We start from the raw sequence: 20,430 nt of genomic DNA, 5'->3' as shown, positions 1-20,430 counted from the left end.
AAGCCACCTTTCTATTTTCCCATTCCCCTTCCCCGTCCCATCACTGACCAAGGACAGGACGTCGGCGATTTTGGCTGAAGGGGCGGCTGACCAGATGCCACAACCCGGTAACCAGCAGCCAGCCTCCGGCCATGAATAAGACGACGAGCCAGTGGGACGGTTCGAGAGGAACGGTTTGAAAAATCTTTTGCAGCCAAGGGATATATACGACGGCCAATTGCATGGCACCGGAAAGGAATACGGCCGCAAGTAGATGGGGGTTCGTCATCCAGCCTAGTTCAAAAATGGAGTACCGGTCAGATCGACAGTCAAAGACGTAAAAAAGTTGGAAGAAGGTCAATGTACAAAAAGCCATCGTTCTCGCCAGGGGAAGATCGCCCAGATAGATGCCCCAGGAGAAAACAGCGAGTGTAGCTAATCCGCAGTATGTACCCCAGATCAGGATCCGGCGTCCCAGCCCGCCCGCTAACACGCTTTCCTTCGGATGGCGTGGTTTGCGGTTCATCACGTCCGGATCGGGAGAATCGACCCCCAGCGCCATAGCCGGCAAACCATCTGTGACAAGGTTTACCCAGAGCAGTTGTACCGGCAGCAATGGCAGCGGCATGGCGAAGAGACTGGCCAGGAACATCACCAGGACTTCACCGGCGTTGCAGGAGAGAAGATAGCGAACAAACTTCCGGATGTTGTCGTAAGTGGCGCGGCCTTGTTCCACAGCCCCGACAATTGTCACAAAGTTATCGTCAGACAGGACCATGGACGAGGCTTCTTTGGTCACATCGGTTCCGGTACGGCCCATGGCGATGCCGATGTCCGATTCTTTTACCGCTGGCGCGTCATTGACTCCGTCACCGGTCATGGCCACCACATGGCCTCGTCCTTTAAAAGCCCGGACGATGCGAAGTTTATGGGCCGGCGACACGCGGGCAAAGACGGATATACGAGATACCTTTTCGACCAGATCCTGTTCGCCCATCTCTTCTAACTGGGCACCGGTGATAACCTCTTCGGTCCGCTGGGCGATCCCCAATTCCCGGGCAACGGCGAAGGCCGTCACCGGATGATCGCCGGTGATCATGACTGTGCGTATGCCCGCTTTGGCACAGCGCTCCACCGCTTGCTTCACGCCCGGCCGTGGCGGATCCATCATGCCGACGAGGCCGAGAAAAACGAGATCTTCTTCGACGGTCTCCTTTAATTCTTCCTCGGTCAGATGTTCCGGCAGAGTTCGATAAGCCAAAGCGAGCACACGTAAAGCCTCTTGGGCCATGCGCTCATTTTCCGATAGGATCTGCTTTCGCTTCTGCTCTGTCATGGGAACATCGACACCATTTTGACGGATAGAAGAACAACGGGCTAGCATCGTCTCCGGAGCGCCTTTGACAAAGGATAACTTTTTATGGGTACGGTTACGAATGATCACAGCCATGCGTTTACGGTCGGAATCAAAAGGCAGTTCTTGTATCCGTTCGTACTCGTGTTCGACATTTTGACGGTGAAATCCTCCCTTGGCTGCCAAAACCAATAAGGCTCCCTCTGTCGGATCGCCGTTGATGGTCCAGTGTGCCGACTCTCCTCTGCCTGTTTTCGCTTTCTTCTTGGACCAGGAACTGTTCGAACCGCGCTCAGCGATTCCCTGATTGACGATTTCCGCATTATTACATAGGACGCTGGCCAAGAGCAGCGTATTCAAGTCGGTCGAATCGGTACCGCCACGGCTCCCCTCGGTCACTTGTATCTTCCGGCCGGCAGCCATCAACTCCCCTTTCGGTTCATATCCCTGCCCGCCGACCATGATCGTATCGCCATTTAAGTAGACCTGCCGAACGGTCATCTGGTTTTGAGTCAATGTGCCCGTTTTGTCTGAACAGATCGCTGTGGCGCATCCCAAAGTCTCCACGGCAGGTAGCTTGCGAATGATGGCCCGGCTCTTGATCATCTTTTGCACGCCGATCGCCAGTACGATCGTCACAATAGCCGGCAAGCCTTCTGGAATCGCAGCCACAGCCAGGCTGACGCCGGTCAGCACCATCCGGTATACTGGTTCGCCTTGCCATAAGCCGATGAAGACGACGACCAGGCAAATGGCCAAGCAGACAGCCACAAGGATTTTTCCGAGTTCATCGAGGCGACGTTGAAGCGGTGTCAGTTCATCTTCCACCGATTCGATCATATAAGCGATGCGTCCCATCTCAGTCCTCATCCCCGTGGCTGTAACGACGCCTTGTCCACGACCACGGGTGACGATTGTTCCCGAAAAGGCCATGTTCGCCATGTCTCCAATCCCGAGGCCGAGCGTCGTCAGCGGTTCAGCTCGTTTGGCGACGGGCATAGACTCACCGGTCAATGGAGCTTCATCCACTTCAAGCTCGTGGCTTTCCATGATGCGCATATCGGCCGGAACTCGATCGCCCGCTTCCAACAGCACCATATCTCCCGGCACGACTTCGTCGGCCCGGATGCGAACCTCCTGGCCGTCGCGGATCACTCTTGCCTCGGGCGCCGTAAGCTTTTTCAAAGCCTCTAAGGATTGTTCCGCCCGAAACTCCTGAACAAAACCTAAGACCGCATTCAAGGCCACGATCAACAAAATGGTGACGGCATCGACGATTTCCCCTAAAAATGCGGAAATGGCCGTCGCCGCCAGCAACACGAGGATCATAAAATCTTGGAACTGGGCGAAAAACTTTTTCCACAGCGGCGTCGCTTCGGCAGCTTCGAGTGCGTTCGGGCCGATCTGGGACAACCTTTCCCGGGCCTCTCTCGATGTCAATCCATCAACGCCTGTCTGTAAAGCGCCGAAAAGCTCGGCCTTGTCCAACTGATGCCAGGGCTTGTCCGGTTCATGATCTGTTTCTGGTCCACCCATTCCCCTACGTTTTTTACTCATACACTTCCCTCGTTTCCCCCATCGTCAGATGTTCCTGGGCTCCACCCGTGGGACGGGCTCCCCCTTGTCCTATACCTATGAACGACCTGGCATGTCCATGCATCATACCGACGTTGCTGGCTCAACAGATCCCGTGCTATGATGAATGACACAAAGGAGGGTTTGTCCCGTGGCTCTTGATGGATTGACACTAACGACGATCGTAAAAGAACTTCACCCAGCTTTAACAGGCGGGCGCATTGACCGTATCGTGCAGCCCCTTACCGACGAGATACATCTAATTGGCCGAACCGGCCCCAAATCATGGCGATTGCTCCTTTCGGCTTCACCAACCGGGGGACGTATTCACCTGACGAAAACGAACAAGCCAAATCCCACACAACCGCCGCTCTACTGCATGGTCCTGCGCAAGCATTTGGAAGGTGGACGAATCCGGGCCGTAGAACAAATCCCCTGGGAACGGGTCGTACGCCTGCGCATCGAAGGCAGCGACGAACTAGGGGGACGTACCGAAAAAAGCTTGTACTTGGAAATCATGGGCAAGCACTCCAACCTCATTCTCGTTGATGACGCATCGGAGACCATCCTAGACGGCATCCGCAGGTACAGTCACGCTGTCAGCCGCCACCGGGAAGTGCTCCCCGGACGTCCCTATATCGCCCCTCCTACCCAGGAGAAACTGCTGCCTCCAGCGGTGACCGACGAAAGTTTGGGGGAATTGTTGTATCAAGCATCGGAAAAAACGCCTGTAGACAAAGCGTTGCAGCAGCACCTGATGGGGATCAGCCCCGAGACGGCTCGGGAAATCTGTTTCCGCGCCGGCATCGCCAAGACGATCGTCACGGGAGAGTGCGCCGGTTACGAATTCGGCCGCCTCGCCTTAGCGATCCGGGACCTGTTGGCTATGGTCGAAGCAGGCACATACACTCCTGAAGTGGTCTGGGAGAACATGACTCCAAAAGCCTTCGCCCCTTGGCCGCTGCTGCATTTGGGCCGATCGCTGCGGCGGGAAAGATACGCCACAGTGAATGAGGCGATCGACCTCTTCTATAACAGCAAAAGCCAGCTAGAAAAGCTGTCGAATATGCGTTCCGCTCTGTTAAAGCGGGTCGCCGCTGAGTGGGATCGGGTACACCGCCGAAAAACCAGCCAAGAAAAGGACATCTCTGCGGCAGAAAAAGACCTAGTCTATCGCAGTTGGGGCGAATTGTTGATGGCAAACTTGTACCGGGTCCAGCCAGGTGACTGTTCCATCACTGTTCAAGACTTTGTCGACCCCGATAAGACTTTTGAGATCGAATTGGACCCCTCATTGACTCCGGCAGAAAACGCGCAAGTTTTCTTCAGCCGCTATAACAAAGCGAGACAGACGGTTCTGCTGGCGACGGAACAAAAAGAGAGCACCGCCCAGGAACTAGCTTACCTGGATTCGGTGCTCATATCGCTGGAACAAGCGGAAAACCTTGATGATCTGGCAGAGATCCGGCAGGAACTCGTTCAAAGCGGTTACCTTCCCGGGGAAAAACCGAAAGAAAAGGCGAGACATCCCAAAAAAGGCGGTAAGCCAGGCAAGGGAAACAAAAGTCCAGCTAAAGAAACGGCCCCCGCTCCAAAGCCGTTGACCCTAACGACACCGGAAGGTTGGACCATTTGGGTCGGCCGCAACAACCGCCAGAACGATTACCTGACCATGAAAATGTCCCGAGATACAGATATTTGGCTACACACCAAAGATATTCCGGGCGCTCACGTCGTCATACCCATGCGAGAGCGAAAGACCCTTCCTGATTCGGTCCTTGAGTTGGCGGCTATGTATTCGGCTTACTACAGCCGCAGCCGGGAGGCCGACAAGGTGCCTGTCGATTACACAGAACGGCGCTTCGTCCGGAAACCGGCCGGTGGAAAACCGGGCTTTGTCATCTATGATCATCAACAGACGCTCTGGGTAAATCCTCGGAAAATAGAAGGTTCTGCGCCCGAATAGCTCTCCACATGATCAGTAATCGTAGGCTCAATAAAAGAAGTCTCCTCATTGATGGTCCATCACTTTTTTAATTATGTCGACACTTGTACTCGCCGGAAACTGAATAAGCTATCCTTCCATCTCGGTTCATTCCAATTTGACCATTGAACACCGCCGAGACTGCTGGACGCGTGGATAAATTGTCCTTGTCCCCCGTCCCCGACAATCCCAACATGATCAGCGATAGTTCCGTCAGTAGAGAAAAAGATCAGATCTCCCGGTTTCAGGTATTTCTCCTTTTCCACAGGTTCGAGAACCTCCCACTGTTCGTGGGCATCTCGCGGAAGCTCAATACCCTGCAGTCGATAGGCCATGAACACCAGCCCTGAGCAATCGATTCCTAGGCAGCTCATCCCTCCCCAAAGATAGGGGGTACCTAAAAATTGAGCCGCCGTCTGGAGAACCTCTTCCCCCATAGGTCGATCATTTTCGGAGGATCTCTTATGGGGCCATTCCCACATATCGCCGAAGGGAAGCCAAGCGATGTCACCACTCGGCAGTAATAAGGCTCCCCCTTCCTCCCAGGAATCGACCATGGGAAAGACAGCTCCCAAGGGAAGCCATCCATTCTCAAAGACCGCCTTAGGCAGCGCAACGATCACCTGCGGTCCTTCTACGGAGGGACCCCTTTTTGTTTCCAGATCGTCTGCTTTAATCCACCCTTCGTAGTCACCTTGTTCGGGCAGGCGGACTTTTTGCCATCCATCTTGGGATTCTAAGACTTCCACGGGACTGCCCAGCCAACCTTGGGTAACACGCTGCCTCGGTTCGTCTGGTCGATTCCAAAGGTCCGCCAAGGGACAGGAAATGTATTTGTCCTCCACTGCGTCTCCCTCCATTCGTAACAAATTATTCGAGGATCGCCTGCAATATTTATCAAGTGAAAATGAAAAAAGACCTTTCGTCACTTCGAAAGGTCTTTTTGTCATACCATTTATCGGATTGTGGCCGGCAGTGATTCCATGATCCAGGGAAAAAAATCGATGATGCGGTGATAGGACAGGTCCCGCTCCGCTCCGGCCAAGATGGCAGGAACGACCGAATCGCTTTCGTGGAGAGAACCATGACTGCCGCCGCCAGGGAATATGGGGGCGTCTTCCGCGTAGAACTCATAACCAGGCCGGGCCGACAGGAGCACCCGTGTCGATGATTGGCTTTCAAAGGCTGATATGATGCGGGAAAAGGCGTCTGGATATTCACCGAATTCGATCCGGTTTTCTTTTATCGTTCCGTCTACGACAGATAAATCGCCTTCATAATCCCACCGGACACCGTAAGGATCCTCATATTTGTCTGACCGCCAAAAAGACAGCGTCTTGCGGCTTCGTGGCTGCATGATCCGGTATTTTTGTCCTTCCCGCCACATGATCTGTGCAATCCGCTCATCCGATGAAAGGGTGTCGATCACTTCCGCTTGCACCGTATCGACGTTTCGCAAGATATAGATAATCGCCATGCGCTCGTTCGGACAGATGGTGATGTCATAGCGACCGATGCCGCCCCAGGAGAGCATGCGAAGCTGTTTAAACCGGGAGAGCATCCGTTCTAGCAAAATGGTGGAATGTTTTGCTCCGATCGAGCATTGAGCGTGATCACCGGTGACCAGAATAGAATTCTGGTCAATAGCATGCTCCCAGGAGGGAAAGGCATTGAGCACTTGTTGGATCATCTGATCGGCTTTCCGCACACAAGGGTGGGATTTTAAAGGGCCTACGCGGTGGGAATAGCCGTCGTTATCGGGCAGGTAGACAGCCATAAAATCGGGCTGTCTTCCACGGCGGATCAGTTCCCGGGCAGCGAGACAGGAGAAGGTATCGTTAAAGCCAAACTTGTTGAAGGGCCCGGCAGGACCTCGAAATCCTTCGAGCCCAGGGGAAAGACAACATTCCCCCAAAACAAGGCTCTCTGGCCCAAAAACAGGCCCTTTCAGGCGGAGCCAGGCGGCTAAACGGATCAACCAGGGCAATTTCGGTTCCATCCGTTTGCGTCCGCGATAAATAAAAAAGTTTATGTTCCCTGATGAATAGCCCCTCTCTTCAAGGACCTCATGACAAGTCTTGATCAAGGGGTTTACATGTTCTTGGTTTAAATTATAAAGCAGGTTTTTAACCGATTGAAACACGCCCAGTTTGACGATGGCTCCCGGGGTGGCGCCGTAGTTGACCAACCGCTGGCTCATCTCAGAGAACCAAATAAAACCGGGGACTTTATGCTGGTCGGCATAGGTGCCCGTGGCGATAGAACTGAGCGCCGTTGGCGTCATCGTCGGAAAAGCCGAAACGATTCGGTCGTGGCTGAATCCTTTGCGACGAAGAAAAGAGAGGGCAGGCGCGGAACCATCATGGGTCACGTCGTCCAATACGCGGGGATGAAGGGAATCGATGATAAACATGATGACTTTCTTCCTACGCACTGTCCCACCTCCCCAGTTGCTAATCGTTATCATCTGCCTATATATAATAACTCAAATCAACTTTAACGTAAATGGACAGGTTCATTTATGGAATTAGTGGTGAACTGCACCAATGATCTCTGAAATATCCCGGACCCCTTCGCGGAGGCAAAAAGCCTCGATCCCCTCAAGAATATCCATCGTCGCCCGGGGATTGGTGAAATTGGCAGTCCCAACGGCGATGGATGTCGCTCCAGCCATGATAAACTCTATGGCGTCATCGGCGTTCGAGATCCCGCCCATTCCCAGCAAGGGCACCGAAACGGCCTTGTACACTTGGTAGACCATCCGCAACGCCACCGGTTTAACGGCAGGCCCCGATAGGCCAGCAAAAACGTTGGCGATCACCGGCCGGCGAGTGCGAATGTCGATAGCCATTCCGAGCAGTGTGTTGATCAAAGCCAAAGCGTCAGCACCGGCGTCGACGACCGCTTTGGCCATCTCCGTGATATCAGTGACATTTGGAGAGAGCTTGACGATGACCGGTTTTTTCGTATTCTCCCGGACTGATCGGGTCACTGCTGCCGCTGACGCAGGGACGGTACCGAACTGGATGCCTCCCTGTTTTACGTTCGGACAGGAGATGTTCACCTCGATCGCTGCAATGCCTTCTGTTCGATCGATGATCTCGGCCAATTGCCCATATTCTTCAACGGTGTTGCCGCTAATATTGACGATGACCGGCGAATTTATCGATTGCAATGGGGGCAAGTGTTCTTCGAGCAGACCTTGAATCCCCGGATTTTGTAAACCAATCGCATTTAGCATGCCTGCTGGTGTCTCAGCCATACGGGGCGTCGGATTTCCTTCTCTTGGTGTTAAGGTTGTCCCTTTGACGACGATAGCTCCCAGACGGTTCAGATCGATAAAGGGTGCAAATTCCACACCAAAACCGAAAGTGCCTGATGCCGTGGTCACCGGGTTTTTCATCAAGAGACCGCCGAGATTTACAGCCAGGTTACTCATCCCAAACCACCTCCCCGCTCCAGAACACAGGTCCGTCCGTACAGACCTTCGAATGGGTCCAAGCTTTACCGGCAGCCTTGGCTTTCGTCTTACAGACGCAAGAGAGACAAGCGCCGAGACCGCAGCACATGCGTTCCTCCAAAGAGATCTGGCAAGCCCAGCCTTTCGCTTCCGCCATTTTGTGCACCGCTTTTAACATCGGTTTCGGTCCACAGACATAGAGCAAGGGGCGTCGTTCCCCCCAAGGAGACTGTTCCAACAGATCGGTCACCCGGCCCATCATGCCGAATGATCCGTCTTCCGTAGCCACTTGTACCTCTACACCAAGAGCTTCGAATGCTCGTACCGCCATCACTTGTCCGGCGCTACGGGCACCGTAGAGCAGGATACCTGGTTCTTCTCGGCGGCTCCAGGCTGCAGCTAAGGGAAGCAGTGGGGCGATACCGATACCTCCCGCCACGTAGATAGGAAGAAAATCTTCTTCGGCTTCGGTCATCTTCCATCCTTTGCCGAGAGGTCCCCAAAGAGGAAGCTCTTGCCCTACAACAGCCGTTGCCAAGATGCGCGTCCCTTTGCCGGCACTATGGTATAAAAGGGTGATCGTCCCCTTAAGGGGATCGATGTCATGCAAGCTGATGGGACGCGGTAAGAGGGGATCGAGCCCATTGTTGACACGTATCTGCACAAACTGACCAGGTTCGGCCCGTTGAGCTACTTCCGGCGCCGAAAGGACCATGCGAAAAAATCCCGGCTGTATCTGTTCCTGTTCCAACACAACAGTTTTCGTCAAAAGTGGTTTCATCGTCATCGCTCCTTCCATAGGCTTTCAACTGAAGGGGATACCTGAAAATATGTCCGGCCCCTGAGGGGCCGGACGTATTTGAAGCTGTTCCTTACTTCAAGTATTCCTGCAGTGGGATCATATCGAAATTTCCGCCGCTTTGAATGGTACTTAAGGTCTGCAAAAGCACGCGGGCAGTATCCAAAGAGGTCAAGCAAGGCACCGAGTGCTCCACAGCAGCCCGGCGAATACGGAAGCCGTCCCGTTCAGGCTGTTTGCCTTTCGTCAAGGTATTGATGATCAGTTGCACTTTATCTTCCCGGACGAGGTCGATCAGGTGGGGCGAGCCTTCCCCGATTTTGTTTACCCGCTGCACCGGAACATCAGCTGCTTGTAGTGCGTCAGCCGTACCGGCCGTGGCGACCAAAGAGTATCCCAGGTCGACGAATTCTTTCAGCAGGGGAATTGACTCTTCTTTGTCCTTATCGGCTACAGTAGCGAGAATGTTGCCGCCTGTGGGGATATCCATGCCGGCAGCGACCAGGGCTTTGTAAAAGGCTTTGTGGAAGTCGGCGTCAACACCCAAAACTTCGCCCGTCGATTTCATTTCCGGTCCGAGCGATGTTTCCACATCGAGAAGCTTTCCGAAGGAGAAGACCGGCGCTTTCACTGCCGTGTAAGCCGGTGTCGGGGCTAAGCCGCCTTTGTATCCCTGCTGAGCCAGTGTTTCACCTAAGATAATCCGGGTGGCGATGGTGATCATCGGGATGCCCGTAATTTTGGACAGGTAGGGTACGGTCCGGCTGGAACGAGGGTTGACTTCGATGACATAGATTTGATCTTCATGGAGAACATACTGGATATTGAGCACGCCTTTGACCTTTAAGTGCAAGGCTAGTCGCGTAGTGTAATCGATGACGACGTCGATCTGCTCTTTCGTCAAACCATGGGCGGGATATACGGCGATGGAGTCACCGGAATGAACACCAGCCCGTTCGACGTGTTCCATGATCCCCGGGATGAGGACTTGTTCACCGTCGGCAATCGCGTCCACTTCGATCTCCTTGCCGACGAGGTATTTGTCGACGAGGACAGGGTGGTTGGGGTTCACTTTCACTGCCGTGGACATATAATTGATCAGTTCATCATCGCTATAGACGATTTCCATGGCCCGTCCGCCGAGCACATAGGAAGGACGAACCAGGACGGGATATTCAATCTCCTGAGCCACTTCCAAAGCGCCTTCCACAGAGGTGGCCGTCCGTCCGGGGGGCTTGGACAATCCCAGTTCGATGAGCACTTGGTCAAAGCGGTCCCGGTCTTCGGCCCGGTCGATATCTTCGACGGAAGTTCCTAGGATTTTGAAGCCAGCCTTCTCGAGAGGACCTGCTAAGTTGATCGCCGTCTGGCCGCCAAACTGGACGATGACGCCTTCCGGTTTTTCTTTGCTCAAGATATGAATGACGTCTTCCGGGAGGAGCGGCTCAAAATAGAGCCGGTCAGAGGTATCAAAGTCAGTCGATACGGTCTCAGGGTTGTTGTTGATGATGACCGACTCATAGCCGGCGTCGCGAATCGACCAGACGGAGTGAACGGAGCAGTAATCAAACTCGATCCCTTGGCCGATGCGGATGGGACCGGAGCCGATGACGGCGATTTTCGGCCGTTCAGTCGGGCCGGCTTCATCTTCCTGGTCGTAGGAAGAGTAGAAATAAGGCGTTTCCGCTTCGAACTCTGCGGCACAGGTATCGACCATTTTATAGACAGGACGAAGGTTCTGATCAAAGCGGTGATTGCGGATGGTGAGTTCGTCGACACCGATAATCCGGACTAAGTCTGCATCGGCAAAGCCCATTGATTTGGCTTTTTTCAGTGTCTCCGCCGGTACTGCTTCGATGCCCTTTCCATGCCACTGGGAGAGTTCCTTCTCCATGTTGACGATGTTGCGAATCTTGCTGAGGAAGAAATAGTCGATTTTGGTAAGGCCGTGAATCCGATCGTTGACCCAACCGCGTCGCATCGCTTCGGCCAGGACAAAGAGCCGCCGGTCGTCAGCTTCTACCATGGCTTTTTCCAGGGCCTCTTCATCCCATTCATCGATGCCTTTATGCCAGAGACCGACGACACCCATTTCGAGGGAGCGAACAGCTTTCATTAAGGCCGGTTCAAAAGCCCGGTCGATGGCCATGACCTCACCGGTCGCTTTCATCTGTGTTCCCAGCGTCCGGCGAGCATCTTCGAACTTATCAAAGGGCCAGCGGGGGATCTTCATGACCACGTAGTCGAGAGCCGGTTCGAAGCAGGCGTAGGTTTTGCCGGTGACGGCGTTCTTGATTTCATCGAGGGTTTTGCCGATGGCGATTTTCGCAGCCACTTTGGCGATGGGGTAGCCTGTAGCTTTGGACGCCAGCGCCGAAGAACGGCTGACCCGGGGGTTGACTTCAATGACGATATATTTATAAGAGTAGGGATCCAAGGCGTATTGGACGTTGCAACCGCCTTGAATACCGAGGGAACGGATAATTTTTAGAGAAGCGGTGCGCAACATCTGGTATTCTTTGTCGGCCAAGGTTTGCGACGGGGCCACGACGATGGAATCGCCCGTATGAATCCCAACCGGGTCGATGTTTTCCATGTTACATACGGTGATACAGTTATTGGCGCTGTCGCGGATGACTTCATACTCGATTTCTTTCCATCCGGCGACGCTGCGCTCGACCAGGATTTGATGGATAGCGGAGTGTTTTAGCCCTCTAATGGAGATCGCTTTTAGTTCTTCCATGTTATGAGCGATGCCGCCGCCAGTGCCGCCAAGGGTGTAGGCGGGACGAATAATAAGAGGGAATCCTACTGTTTCACCAAATTCGAGAGCCGCCTCTAGTGTTTCAACGATCGTCGACTCAGGTACCGGTTCGCCGATCTGTTCCATCATTTCCTTAAACAATTCCCGGTCTTCCGCCTTTTCAATGGCGGACAGGGGCGTTCCTAACAAGCGTACGCCGAGTTCATCGAGAACACCGCTTTTGGCGAGGGAACGGGCGATGTTCAAGCCCACCTGACCACCCAGGGTAGGCAGTAAACCGTCGGGGCGCTCTTTTTTCAAGATGCGGGTGACGAATTCCGGCGTCAGCGGTTCGATATAGACCCGATCAGCGATGTTGGCATCAGTCATGATGGTCGCCGGGTTGGAGTTGACCAGGATGACTTCCAGCCCTTCTTCTTTCAGGGCCCGGCATGCCTGTGTACCGGCATAGTCAAATTCGGCAGCTTGGCCGATGATGATCGGGCCGGAGCCGATGACCATCACGCGGTGCAGTGTAGGATCCTTAGGCATTCGAAGCCCCCCCTTCATATTGTTTCATCATTTCTACAAAGCGGTCGAAGAGATATCCCGAATCATCCGGTCCAGGGCTGGCTTCCGGGTGATACTGTACGGAGAAGGCGGGAATGTTCTGGAAGGAGAGCCCTTCGACAGAACCGTCGTTCAGATTGATATGGGACACGGTAACACCTTCGGGAATCTGGTCCCCGTCGACGACAAAACCATGGTTTTGGCTGGTGATATAGACGCGGCCCGTGCTCAACTCTTTGACGGGATGGTTTGAGCCGCGGTGGCCGAAGGGCAATTTGAAGGTTTTACAACCGATGGCTCGCGCCATAATCTGATGGCCCAGGCAGATGCCGAAGACCGGTTTGACACCGAGCAGTTTCTGGACGGTCGCCGCAGCGTAAGGTACATCCAGTGGGTCCCCAGGGCCGTTAGACAGCATAATCCCATCGGGATTCATGGCGAGCACTTCTTCAGCCGATGTACGAGCCGGCACGACGGTGACCCGGCATCCCCGTTGATGGAGGGACCGGGCGATATTTTCTTTAGCACCGAAGTCCATGAGCACCACATTCAGGCCGTCATTATCCATGGTGAAGGTTTTGTCTGTCGTCACTTCGTCGACGAGGGGCTGCCCGGAGATATGAGGAGCCTGCTGGGCTTGCGCTTTCAGGGCTTCCAAATCGACCACTTCGCCGCAACCGATGATGCCCCGCATCGTTCCATGGTTGCGCAGCCGGCGGGTCAAGGCACGGGTATCTACACCGGAAAGGCCGATGACACCGGTCCGTTTCAGATAGGCATCGACCGTCTCTTCACAACGCCAGTTGGAAGGCTCTTCGGCCCACTCCCGGACGATAAATCCACGGAGAAAAGGCCGCCGTGATTCAAAATCTTCAGGGTTTACGCCGTAGTTGCCGATGAGCGGATAGGTCATCACGACGATTTGCCCGCAATAAGAGGGATCGGTCAGCAGTTCCTGATAACCAGTCATCCCCGTATTAAAAACAACTTCTCCTGTTCGCTCCCCAACGGCACCGAAAGCTTGGCCTTCCCACACGGAACCGTCTTCCAGGACCAAGTACCCTTTCACTATGGATAACCTCCCTATATTTATACGTGAATGGGCCAGCGGCCCTGTGATAGCTGTTCATTCTTTATCTGTATTTGTACAATAGATCTGTCAGTCAATGGTGCATTATGGTAAATCTGGGGCGGAATTACTCCGTTCGCTAAGGGCTTCACGGCTGTTCGCTCGGTTGCTCCGCCGGTGCGCCAAACCTCTGGGTTTTTCTGCATGTTAACCGTGACGCACTTTTCCGCTTCGCAACTTTCGCTCACGACAACCTTACGCCCAAAACGCTCACTCCGTCATTACACCCCAGATTTCTCCATCATGTACAATTATCTTGAAATATTTCTATATAAGGTAATAAAGGGTTCGTCTAGCCTTGTACTAACTGACGGTTCGTCATAACCACCTGGCCGCCCACGATCGTCGCCACCGGCCAGGAGCGCAGTGTCCATCCCACATAAGGAGTGTTGCGCCCTTTCGATTGCCAGCCTTCTAAAGTGACTGTCTCTTCCCGTTCCGTATCGATGATAGTGACATCAGCAGGAGAGCCGACGGTCAAGGTGCCGCCATCAAGTCCCAACCGGCGAGCCGGATTGACTGTAAGCATGGCGACCATCTCATTCACCGTCAGGCAGCCTGTTTCAATGAGCTCTTTCCAGTAAAGGGGCCAGGCTGTCTCTAGTCCGGAAATTCCGAAGGGAGCGTAATTATATTCGCGGGCCTTTTCTTCGGCCGTATGGGGCGCATGATCCGTCGCCAAGATGGTCAGCACGCCCTCTTTTAAACCTTGTTTCAATGCTTCCCGGTCTTTGTCCGCACGGAGGGGCGGATTGACCTTCGTCGATGTATCGTAGCCTTCTACCGCAGCATCGGTCAAAGCGAGATGGTGGGGGCAAACTTCCCCGGTTACGTCGACACCGCGCTGGCGAGCTTGACGGATCAGTTCTACCGAACCGGCTGTAGAGACGTGGGCGATATGGACGGGGGCACCGACGCTCTCGGCCAGCAAGATTTCACGAGCCACCATGATTTCTTCCGCTGCTGAGGGAATTCCCCGCAAGCCGAGCACAGTGGACCAGTAGCCTTCATGCATGGCGCCGTCCTTAGCCAATTCTGGGTCTTCACAGTGGCTGATGATGACCTTGCCGACCATCTGGGCGTAGCTCATGGCGAGACGCATGATATCGGAACGAGGCACTGGTTTGCCATCGTCAGAGAAAGCGACAGCACCACAGGCAGCCATATCGGCCATTTCAGCCAGTTCCTGACCGGAAGATCCTTTTGTAATCGCACCGATGGGATAGACCCGGACAGCCCCGGTGGCTTGGGCACGAGCTTTCAAAAACTCGATACCGGTTTGAGAGTCGCAAACAGGACTTGTGTTGGGCATGGCGCAGACCGCAGTGAATCCGCCTCGAGCAGCCGCACGAGTTCCCGAGACAATGGTTTCCTTCGCCTCGCCCCCAGGTTCCCGAAGGTGGCAGTGGATATCAATCAAGCCAGGGATGACCAGCTTTCCTGTCGCATCAATCACTTGGACTTGTTCGGAAGCTGACACGCCGGAGGAGTTACCTACCGCTTTGATGACCCCATTCTCGATATATATATCGGCGATCTGGTCGACTCCGTTCGCCGGGTCGACGACACGGCCGCCTTTAATGAGCAATTCCACTGCTCGTCCCTCCCATCAAATACAAAATAGCCATTCGCACAGCGACACCGTTCGTCACCTGTTCTTCGATGGCGGCGAAGTCGGCATCAGCCACATCATCGGCGATTTCCACACCGCGGTTCATCGGACCGGGGTGCAGCACCAGTACGTCCTCTTTGCACCGTTTTAACCGTTCCTGATTCAAGCCGAAGGTACGTGCATACTCACGGATCGTTGGGAAGAGACCTTTCTGTTGCCGTTCTAGCTGAAGCCTTAGTACGTTGACCACATCGGCACCTTCCAAAGCTTCATCGATTCGGGTATAGGCTTTGACGCCAAGCTCAGCGATATCAGGAGGGAGCAGTGTGGAAGGTCCGCAGACACGGACGTCGGCGCCCATGGTCCGCAGCCCCCAGATGTTCGAACGGGCTACGCGAGAATGAAAGATATCGCCTAAGATGGTCACGGTCAATCCCTGCAGGGTCCCTTTTCGTTCCCGGATGGTGAACATGTCCAACAAGGCTTGCGTCGGGTGTTCATGGGCACCGTCGCCAGCGTTGACGACACGGGCCTTTACATGTTTGGCGAGCAGGTGGGGAGCCCCGGACGCACCATGGCGAATGATGATAATGTCTGTCCCCATAGCGTCAATCGTCTTGCCGGTGTCGATGAGCGACTCCCCTTTGACGACAGAGGAGCTAGAGGCGGCAATATTGACCGTATCGGCACTCATGTACTTTCCAGCCAGTTCAAAGGAGGTTCTGGTTCTTGTCGACGCTTCGTAAAAAAGACATACCACCGATTTTCCGCGCATCGTAGGAACCTTTTTTATGTCTCGACCGATGATATCTTTCATGGGTGCGGCTGTATCGAGAATCAGTTCGATATCCTTCTTTTCCAGGCCCCGCAATCCCAGCAAATCTTTGTGGCGCCAACTCATCTGCGTGTATCCTCCTTTTTCCTATGCCGACGGATGTCATAAAAAAACCTCCGGGGAAAATCCCGGGAGGCCCGGCGCATCATTCAGCCATATCCTGAATCGAAACGCCTTCTTCTCCGTCCACTTCTGCGACGCGAACAGAGATCACTTCTCGTTTGGATGTGGGAACATTTTTGCCGACAAAATCGGCTCGGATAGGCAATTCACGATGGCCCCGATCGATCAGTACGGCAAGTTGAATCGCCTGGGGGCGGCCAATATCGATCAATGCATCTAAAGCGGCTCGAACAGTCCGACCGGTATAGAGCACATCATCAACCAAGACAACCGTTTTTTTCGTGAGGGAAAAAGGAACTTCCGTCTTGTGGATCACTGGTTGTACATCCAGCGTCGTCAAGTCGTCTCGATAGAGCGTAATATCCAGTGCTCCCAAAGGGACTTGGACGCCTTCGATTTCTTGAATCTTCTGTTGCAGTCGAAGGGCCAGGGGAACTCCGCGCCGACGAATCCCGATCAAAACCAGATCTTTGACACCTTGGTTTTTCTCCAGGATTTCATGAGCGATGCGGGTGATGGCACGGCGAATCGTCTCTTCATTCATCAGTTGAGCTTTGTCCGTTAAATTCACGTAACCCTGCCTCCTTTCGCCGGTGGACAGCAAAAAAGCCTATCCATACCGGTTCTCCGGCAAAGATAGGCTTATCGTCTATAGAAGGATGCCACTGTTTCGAAATTCGACTCATTTCGACAACGGTGTACATGTATTCCTCTGTCACGATACCCATACCTTGCCGGCCTCACGGGACCGATTTAAAGGGGGTTGTTCTTAAGATATTGTACCGCATATCGTCGACGCATGTCAATCATTTGTTTGATCTCAATGTCTCAAGGACCTTTTGAAACGTCTTAGGCGGATCGGCCTGAAAAGTCATCTTCTGGCCGTCTTGAGGATGGGTAAAATCAAGTCGTTGGGCATGTAATGCCTGTCCTTCCAGACCGAAGGCCGCTTTTCTTGGGCCGTACTTCGGATCTCCTGCTACAGGGTGGTCAATGTAAGCCATATGCACACGAATCTGGTGGGTGCGGCCTGTTTCCAGTTTGCAGCGCACTAAGGTAAAACCAATTTCCGGAAAGCGCTCCAAGACACGAAAGTGAGTTACGGAAGGTTTCCCGTTGGGGACCACGGCCATCTTCTGGCGGTCCTTCGGATCTCTGCCGATGGGAGCATCAATTCGACCGGTCTCAGCACCGATAATCCCATGGACGATCGCCAGATACTCCCGGCGAACGAAGTGGTCTTTCACTTGTTCGGCCAAGTGTATATGGGCCTCGTCATGCTTGGCTACCACGAGGAGCCCCGAAGTGTCTTTATCAATTCGGTGAACAATACCGGGTCGCAGTTCACCATTGATTCCCGACAAATCCTTGATGTGATAGAGCAAGGCGTTGACCAGGGTTCCTGAAGCATGGCCCTCGGCCGGATGAACGACCAGGCCAGCTGGTTTGTTGATCACGGCCACATGAGCATCTTGATAGACGATGTCTATCGGTAGGTTCTCCGGAACGATTTCGGTGATGACCGGTTCTGGAGGAACCACTTCTATCCGGTCTCCCGGTCGAAGTCTATAGTTGGCTTTTACGGTCGTCCCTTCCACTTTGACAAGACCCTCTTTGATCCAGTTTTGACCATGAGTTCTCGACGGAACGAGTTCCCGGTTTACCAACCAGACATCTAGACGGCTGTCTACCTCTTCAGGAAGAGTTGAAAAAACCATCGGAAAATCTTCATCTGTCTCTACATTTTTCGCATTATGATTCACCAGATCCCACCGTTTCCTGCTGCGCAAGTTTTTTATCTTTCGTCTCTGGCGTGATGACGAGACTGATTAAAATCAAAGTTACACCGATCGTAATCGCCGTATCGGCCATGTTAAAGACGGGAAAAACACGGAAGTCAAAAAAGTCCACTACGAGTCCAGTTCGAAGCCTGTCAATCAAGTTTCCGACGGCTCCACCGGCTTGTAAGGCTAATCCAAGGCGAAATAAAAACTGTTCCGGTGGTACGGTTCGGTAAAAGTAAAGGATCGCAGCGATGACGATGATCGTGACCGCCACGAAAAAGATGGTCTTATTGGCCATCATTCCGAAAGCGGCGCCAGGATTGAGAATATAGGTCAAGTGAAATATGTTCGGTATGATGGGAATCGATTCGTACTCAGCCATTTTACTTTGGACAATGTATTTCGTCCATTGGTCGACAACCATGGCGCCCAACAGAATCAGCCAGAAAACTCGGTCACTGACCTTCCATTTAGGATTCGATTTCATTGTTCAGACCCCTTCCATCTTAGCGGTCTGCCTAATTTTAGCATAACGGCTTATCTGGACGCAACAATAAGGGTCAGCCCGAAGGCTGACCCTATGGTAACCCTTATCGGCCGGAGTCTTGCAGAGCGCCTTGTTGGGCATCCTGACCGGCAGACTGGGCAAGCGTAGCAGAAACACCGTTGCTTTGAGCTAGCTGTTGCTCAGCCAATTGGACCATTTTCTTGGTCATAAATCCACCGATGGAGCCAACTTCGCGAGTCGTCATATTCTCCCAGCCAGCACTTTGGACCTTGTTGGCAAGACCGATTTCAGAAGCAACTTCATACTTGAAGCGATCCAGAGCGCTCTGAGCGCCAGGGAACGCGGCTCTTCTGCGGTTAGGCATCCTCTTTCTCACCTCCCTCCTCGTTGTCTAGGCATAGAATGCCTCAAAGGGGCCCCTTTCATATTATGAAGCTATTGTTAATTTCCTTAGGCTTTGGTCGAATGACCAGGCTATGACAGCGCTGGGGATCAATTGACTGAATAAAAGCGAAGAGTTGGCTTTACAGCCTTTTCGGCCCCTCATCGTCGTCGACTCCGTTCATATCCTGATAGAAGACTCCGTCGTCCCCTTTTTCAACGGGAATCATCTCGATAGCTTCTGTCCCACCGATGCGTTCACCGTGATCGGGATAGATACCGGGGTTATATTCCGGCGTAAACTCCACATCGCTCGGTGTGTCTGAACTGCCGTACCGGGCCACCTGCTGCCAGGCGTCTTCTCCATCGAACATGATCGGATCGTTCTCATCACGGTCGGTGCCGTGTTCGCCGATGACAAAAAGGTGATCAGACTGACCGCCCCAGGGATAGGGAGGAACATCTTCTTCGATGGGCCGTGGATGCCGGTCAGGGTGAGTTTCCTCTTCATGTCGCTGGCAATCGATACAGAGCAACGCTGTCGGCATCGCTTCCAATCGTTCCTGAAAGATGCTGTTTCCACAGAGCTGGCAAAAGCCGTACTTGCCTTCGCTGATGCGGCGTTTCGCTTCTAACACCTCATCGAGTTCACGGCTGAGCCGGTCACGGGTGCCCAGGTCTTTGCCCCGCTCAAAAACTTCCGAGCCGATGTCGGCGGGGTGGTTGTCATAAGCGCTTAGCTCTTGAATCGATTCGTCCAGTGACTCACCGAGGTGGTTATGGGTCATATGGTAGAGTTGGTCCCGGATCTCTGTTTCCATAGCGTTCAGACGCCACCAAGCGGCTTCATGAGGAGACAATTCGGTCACAGCCATCCCTCATTTCTTTTAGATTCGCAGTTGAACCTGAACCATGCGAACGATCTCAGCGATAAACCCGCCGATGAGCGGAAGATTTAGTACCACCAGTTCCCGGAGAATGTAAAGGGCCACGGCACCAAGTATGGTAAATCCGACGGTCATGCCTAGTCCGCGGGCCATACCGGCTAGAAAATTCAAGTACATCATCCGCTTGGGATTATTGAGCATCTCTACATATTCGGATACTTTGATTTTTTCAATATCCTCCGATAGGGAGTTCATGCGTTCATTCAGTTGTTCGATTAAGGCATGATCGAGTCGACGGTGATCACTGCTCATTTTGCCCACCTACCCGACCATAGTATCTGTAAACTTTTTCTTGTTTCATCCGTGATCGACCAAGTTATTTGATCATCTCCGCTGTGCAACAGAAGCTCCATACTGAATGGTACATCGTGGTAAATCGGGGTGTAATGACTCCGCTCACTAAGGGCTCCGCGGCTGTTCGCTCGGTTGCTACGCGGGCGCGCCAAACCTCTGGGCTTTTCTGCATGTAAACCGTGGCGCCGTTTTCCGCTGCGCAACTTTCGCTCGCGGCGCCACTCCGCCCAAAACGCTCACTCCGTCATTACACCCAGATTTTGCCTTTAAATACAATAATCCTGTTAATACTTGCCCATAAATATAAAAAGCCATCTTCTATTGGAAGATGGCAAAAATAATCACCGATAAGG

At 53.3% G+C, this 20,430-nt stretch carries 17 protein-coding genes; 1 reads left to right on the top strand and 16 read right to left on the bottom strand.

The features are described 5' to 3' along the window. Positions 1–40: 40 nt before the first annotated feature. On the bottom strand, positions 41–2,890 hold the full coding sequence (locus tag H1S01_RS02170) for a cation-translocating P-type ATPase (RefSeq protein ID WP_243236881.1): 2,850 nt from the start codon (positions 2,888–2,890) through the stop codon (positions 41–43). 169 nt (positions 2,891–3,059) lie between these two features. On the opposite strand from H1S01_RS02170, the gene H1S01_RS02165 reads away from it, so the two are divergent. Next, the gene (locus H1S01_RS02165; RefSeq protein ID WP_188038458.1) at positions 3,060–4,874 is read left to right on the top strand and encodes an NFACT RNA binding domain-containing protein; all 1,815 of its coding nucleotides are present in this window, start codon (positions 3,060–3,062) and stop codon (positions 4,872–4,874) included. A 71-nt stretch (positions 4,875–4,945) separates the two neighbouring features. On the opposite strand, the gene H1S01_RS02160 is transcribed toward H1S01_RS02165, so the two are convergent. From H1S01_RS02160 to H1S01_RS02090, 15 genes are all read right to left on the bottom strand, one after another. Then, positions 4,946–5,737, bottom strand: a complete 792-nt coding sequence (locus H1S01_RS02160; protein WP_188038457.1) for an NlpC/P60 family protein — start codon at positions 5,735–5,737, stop codon at positions 4,946–4,948. A gap of 110 nt (positions 5,738–5,847) precedes the next feature. Further along, positions 5,848–7,326, bottom strand: coding sequence for an alkaline phosphatase family protein (locus tag H1S01_RS02155; RefSeq protein WP_188038456.1), 1,479 nt, complete (start codon positions 7,324–7,326; stop codon positions 5,848–5,850). Between the two features lie 93 nt (positions 7,327–7,419). Then, complete coding sequence (locus H1S01_RS02150; protein WP_188038455.1) at positions 7,420–8,331, bottom strand: dihydroorotate dehydrogenase; 912 nt, start codon at positions 8,329–8,331, stop codon at positions 7,420–7,422. Further along, the gene (locus H1S01_RS02145; RefSeq protein WP_188038454.1) at positions 8,324–9,133 is read right to left on the bottom strand and encodes a dihydroorotate dehydrogenase electron transfer subunit; all 810 of its coding nucleotides are present in this window, start codon (positions 9,131–9,133) and stop codon (positions 8,324–8,326) included. The genes H1S01_RS02150 and H1S01_RS02145 overlap by 8 nt, the downstream gene beginning before the upstream one ends. Positions 9,134–9,224: 91 nt before the next feature. Continuing rightward, on the bottom strand, positions 9,225–12,446 hold the full coding sequence (carB, locus tag H1S01_RS02140; protein WP_188038453.1) for a carbamoyl-phosphate synthase large subunit: 3,222 nt from the start codon (positions 12,444–12,446) through the stop codon (positions 9,225–9,227). Further along, positions 12,439–13,533 carry a glutamine-hydrolyzing carbamoyl-phosphate synthase small subunit gene (carA, locus tag H1S01_RS02135; RefSeq protein ID WP_188038452.1) on the bottom strand — a complete coding sequence of 365 codons (1,095 nt, stop codon included), beginning with the start codon at positions 13,531–13,533 and terminating at the stop codon, positions 12,439–12,441. The genes carB and carA overlap by 8 nt, the downstream gene beginning before the upstream one ends. Before the next feature lie 352 nt (positions 13,534–13,885). Further along, on the bottom strand, positions 13,886–15,187 hold the full coding sequence (locus H1S01_RS02130) for a dihydroorotase (protein ID WP_188038451.1): 1,302 nt from the start codon (positions 15,185–15,187) through the stop codon (positions 13,886–13,888). After that, positions 15,171–16,106 (bottom strand): aspartate carbamoyltransferase catalytic subunit, encoded by a 936-nt coding sequence (locus H1S01_RS02125; RefSeq protein WP_188038450.1) that lies wholly within the window; start codon positions 16,104–16,106, stop codon positions 15,171–15,173. The genes H1S01_RS02130 and H1S01_RS02125 overlap by 17 nt, the downstream gene beginning before the upstream one ends. A 79-nt stretch (positions 16,107–16,185) precedes the next feature. Next, positions 16,186–16,707, bottom strand: coding sequence for a bifunctional pyr operon transcriptional regulator/uracil phosphoribosyltransferase PyrR (gene pyrR, locus H1S01_RS02120; protein ID WP_207732150.1), 522 nt, complete (start codon positions 16,705–16,707; stop codon positions 16,186–16,188). Further along, positions 16,700–16,891, bottom strand: a complete 192-nt coding sequence (locus H1S01_RS02115) for a hypothetical protein (RefSeq protein ID WP_188038448.1) — start codon at positions 16,889–16,891, stop codon at positions 16,700–16,702. Before H1S01_RS02115 ends, pyrR begins: the two co-directional genes overlap by 8 nt. Positions 16,892–16,969: 78 nt before the next feature. Then, a complete protein-coding gene (locus H1S01_RS02110) occupies positions 16,970–17,881 on the bottom strand; it encodes an RluA family pseudouridine synthase (protein ID WP_188038613.1) in 912 nt (303 codons plus the stop codon). 34 nt (positions 17,882–17,915) lie between these two features. Beyond that, entirely contained in the window at positions 17,916–18,434 is a 519-nt protein-coding gene (lspA, locus tag H1S01_RS02105) for a signal peptidase II (RefSeq protein WP_188038447.1), read from the bottom strand. Between the two features lie 103 nt (positions 18,435–18,537). After that, positions 18,538–18,819 carry an alpha/beta-type small acid-soluble spore protein gene (locus H1S01_RS02100; RefSeq protein ID WP_155474710.1) on the bottom strand — a complete coding sequence of 94 codons (282 nt, stop codon included), beginning with the start codon at positions 18,817–18,819 and terminating at the stop codon, positions 18,538–18,540. Positions 18,820–18,979: 160 nt separating this feature from the next. Next, complete coding sequence (locus H1S01_RS02095; RefSeq protein WP_188038446.1) at positions 18,980–19,705, bottom strand: TraR/DksA C4-type zinc finger protein; 726 nt, start codon at positions 19,703–19,705, stop codon at positions 18,980–18,982. Positions 19,706–19,723: 18 nt separating this feature from the next. Beyond that, positions 19,724–20,035 carry a DUF5665 domain-containing protein gene (locus H1S01_RS02090; RefSeq protein ID WP_155474708.1) on the bottom strand — a complete coding sequence of 104 codons (312 nt, stop codon included), beginning with the start codon at positions 20,033–20,035 and terminating at the stop codon, positions 19,724–19,726. Positions 20,036–20,430: the final 395 nt, after the last annotated feature.

This window comes from Heliobacterium chlorum (assembly GCF_014502795.1).
Taxonomy (GTDB): Bacteria; Bacillota; Desulfitobacteriia; order Heliobacteriales; family Heliobacteriaceae; genus Heliobacterium; species Heliobacterium chlorum.
Note: the sequence above shows the minus strand (reverse complement) of the source record. Positions and strands in the feature narration are given on the sequence as shown.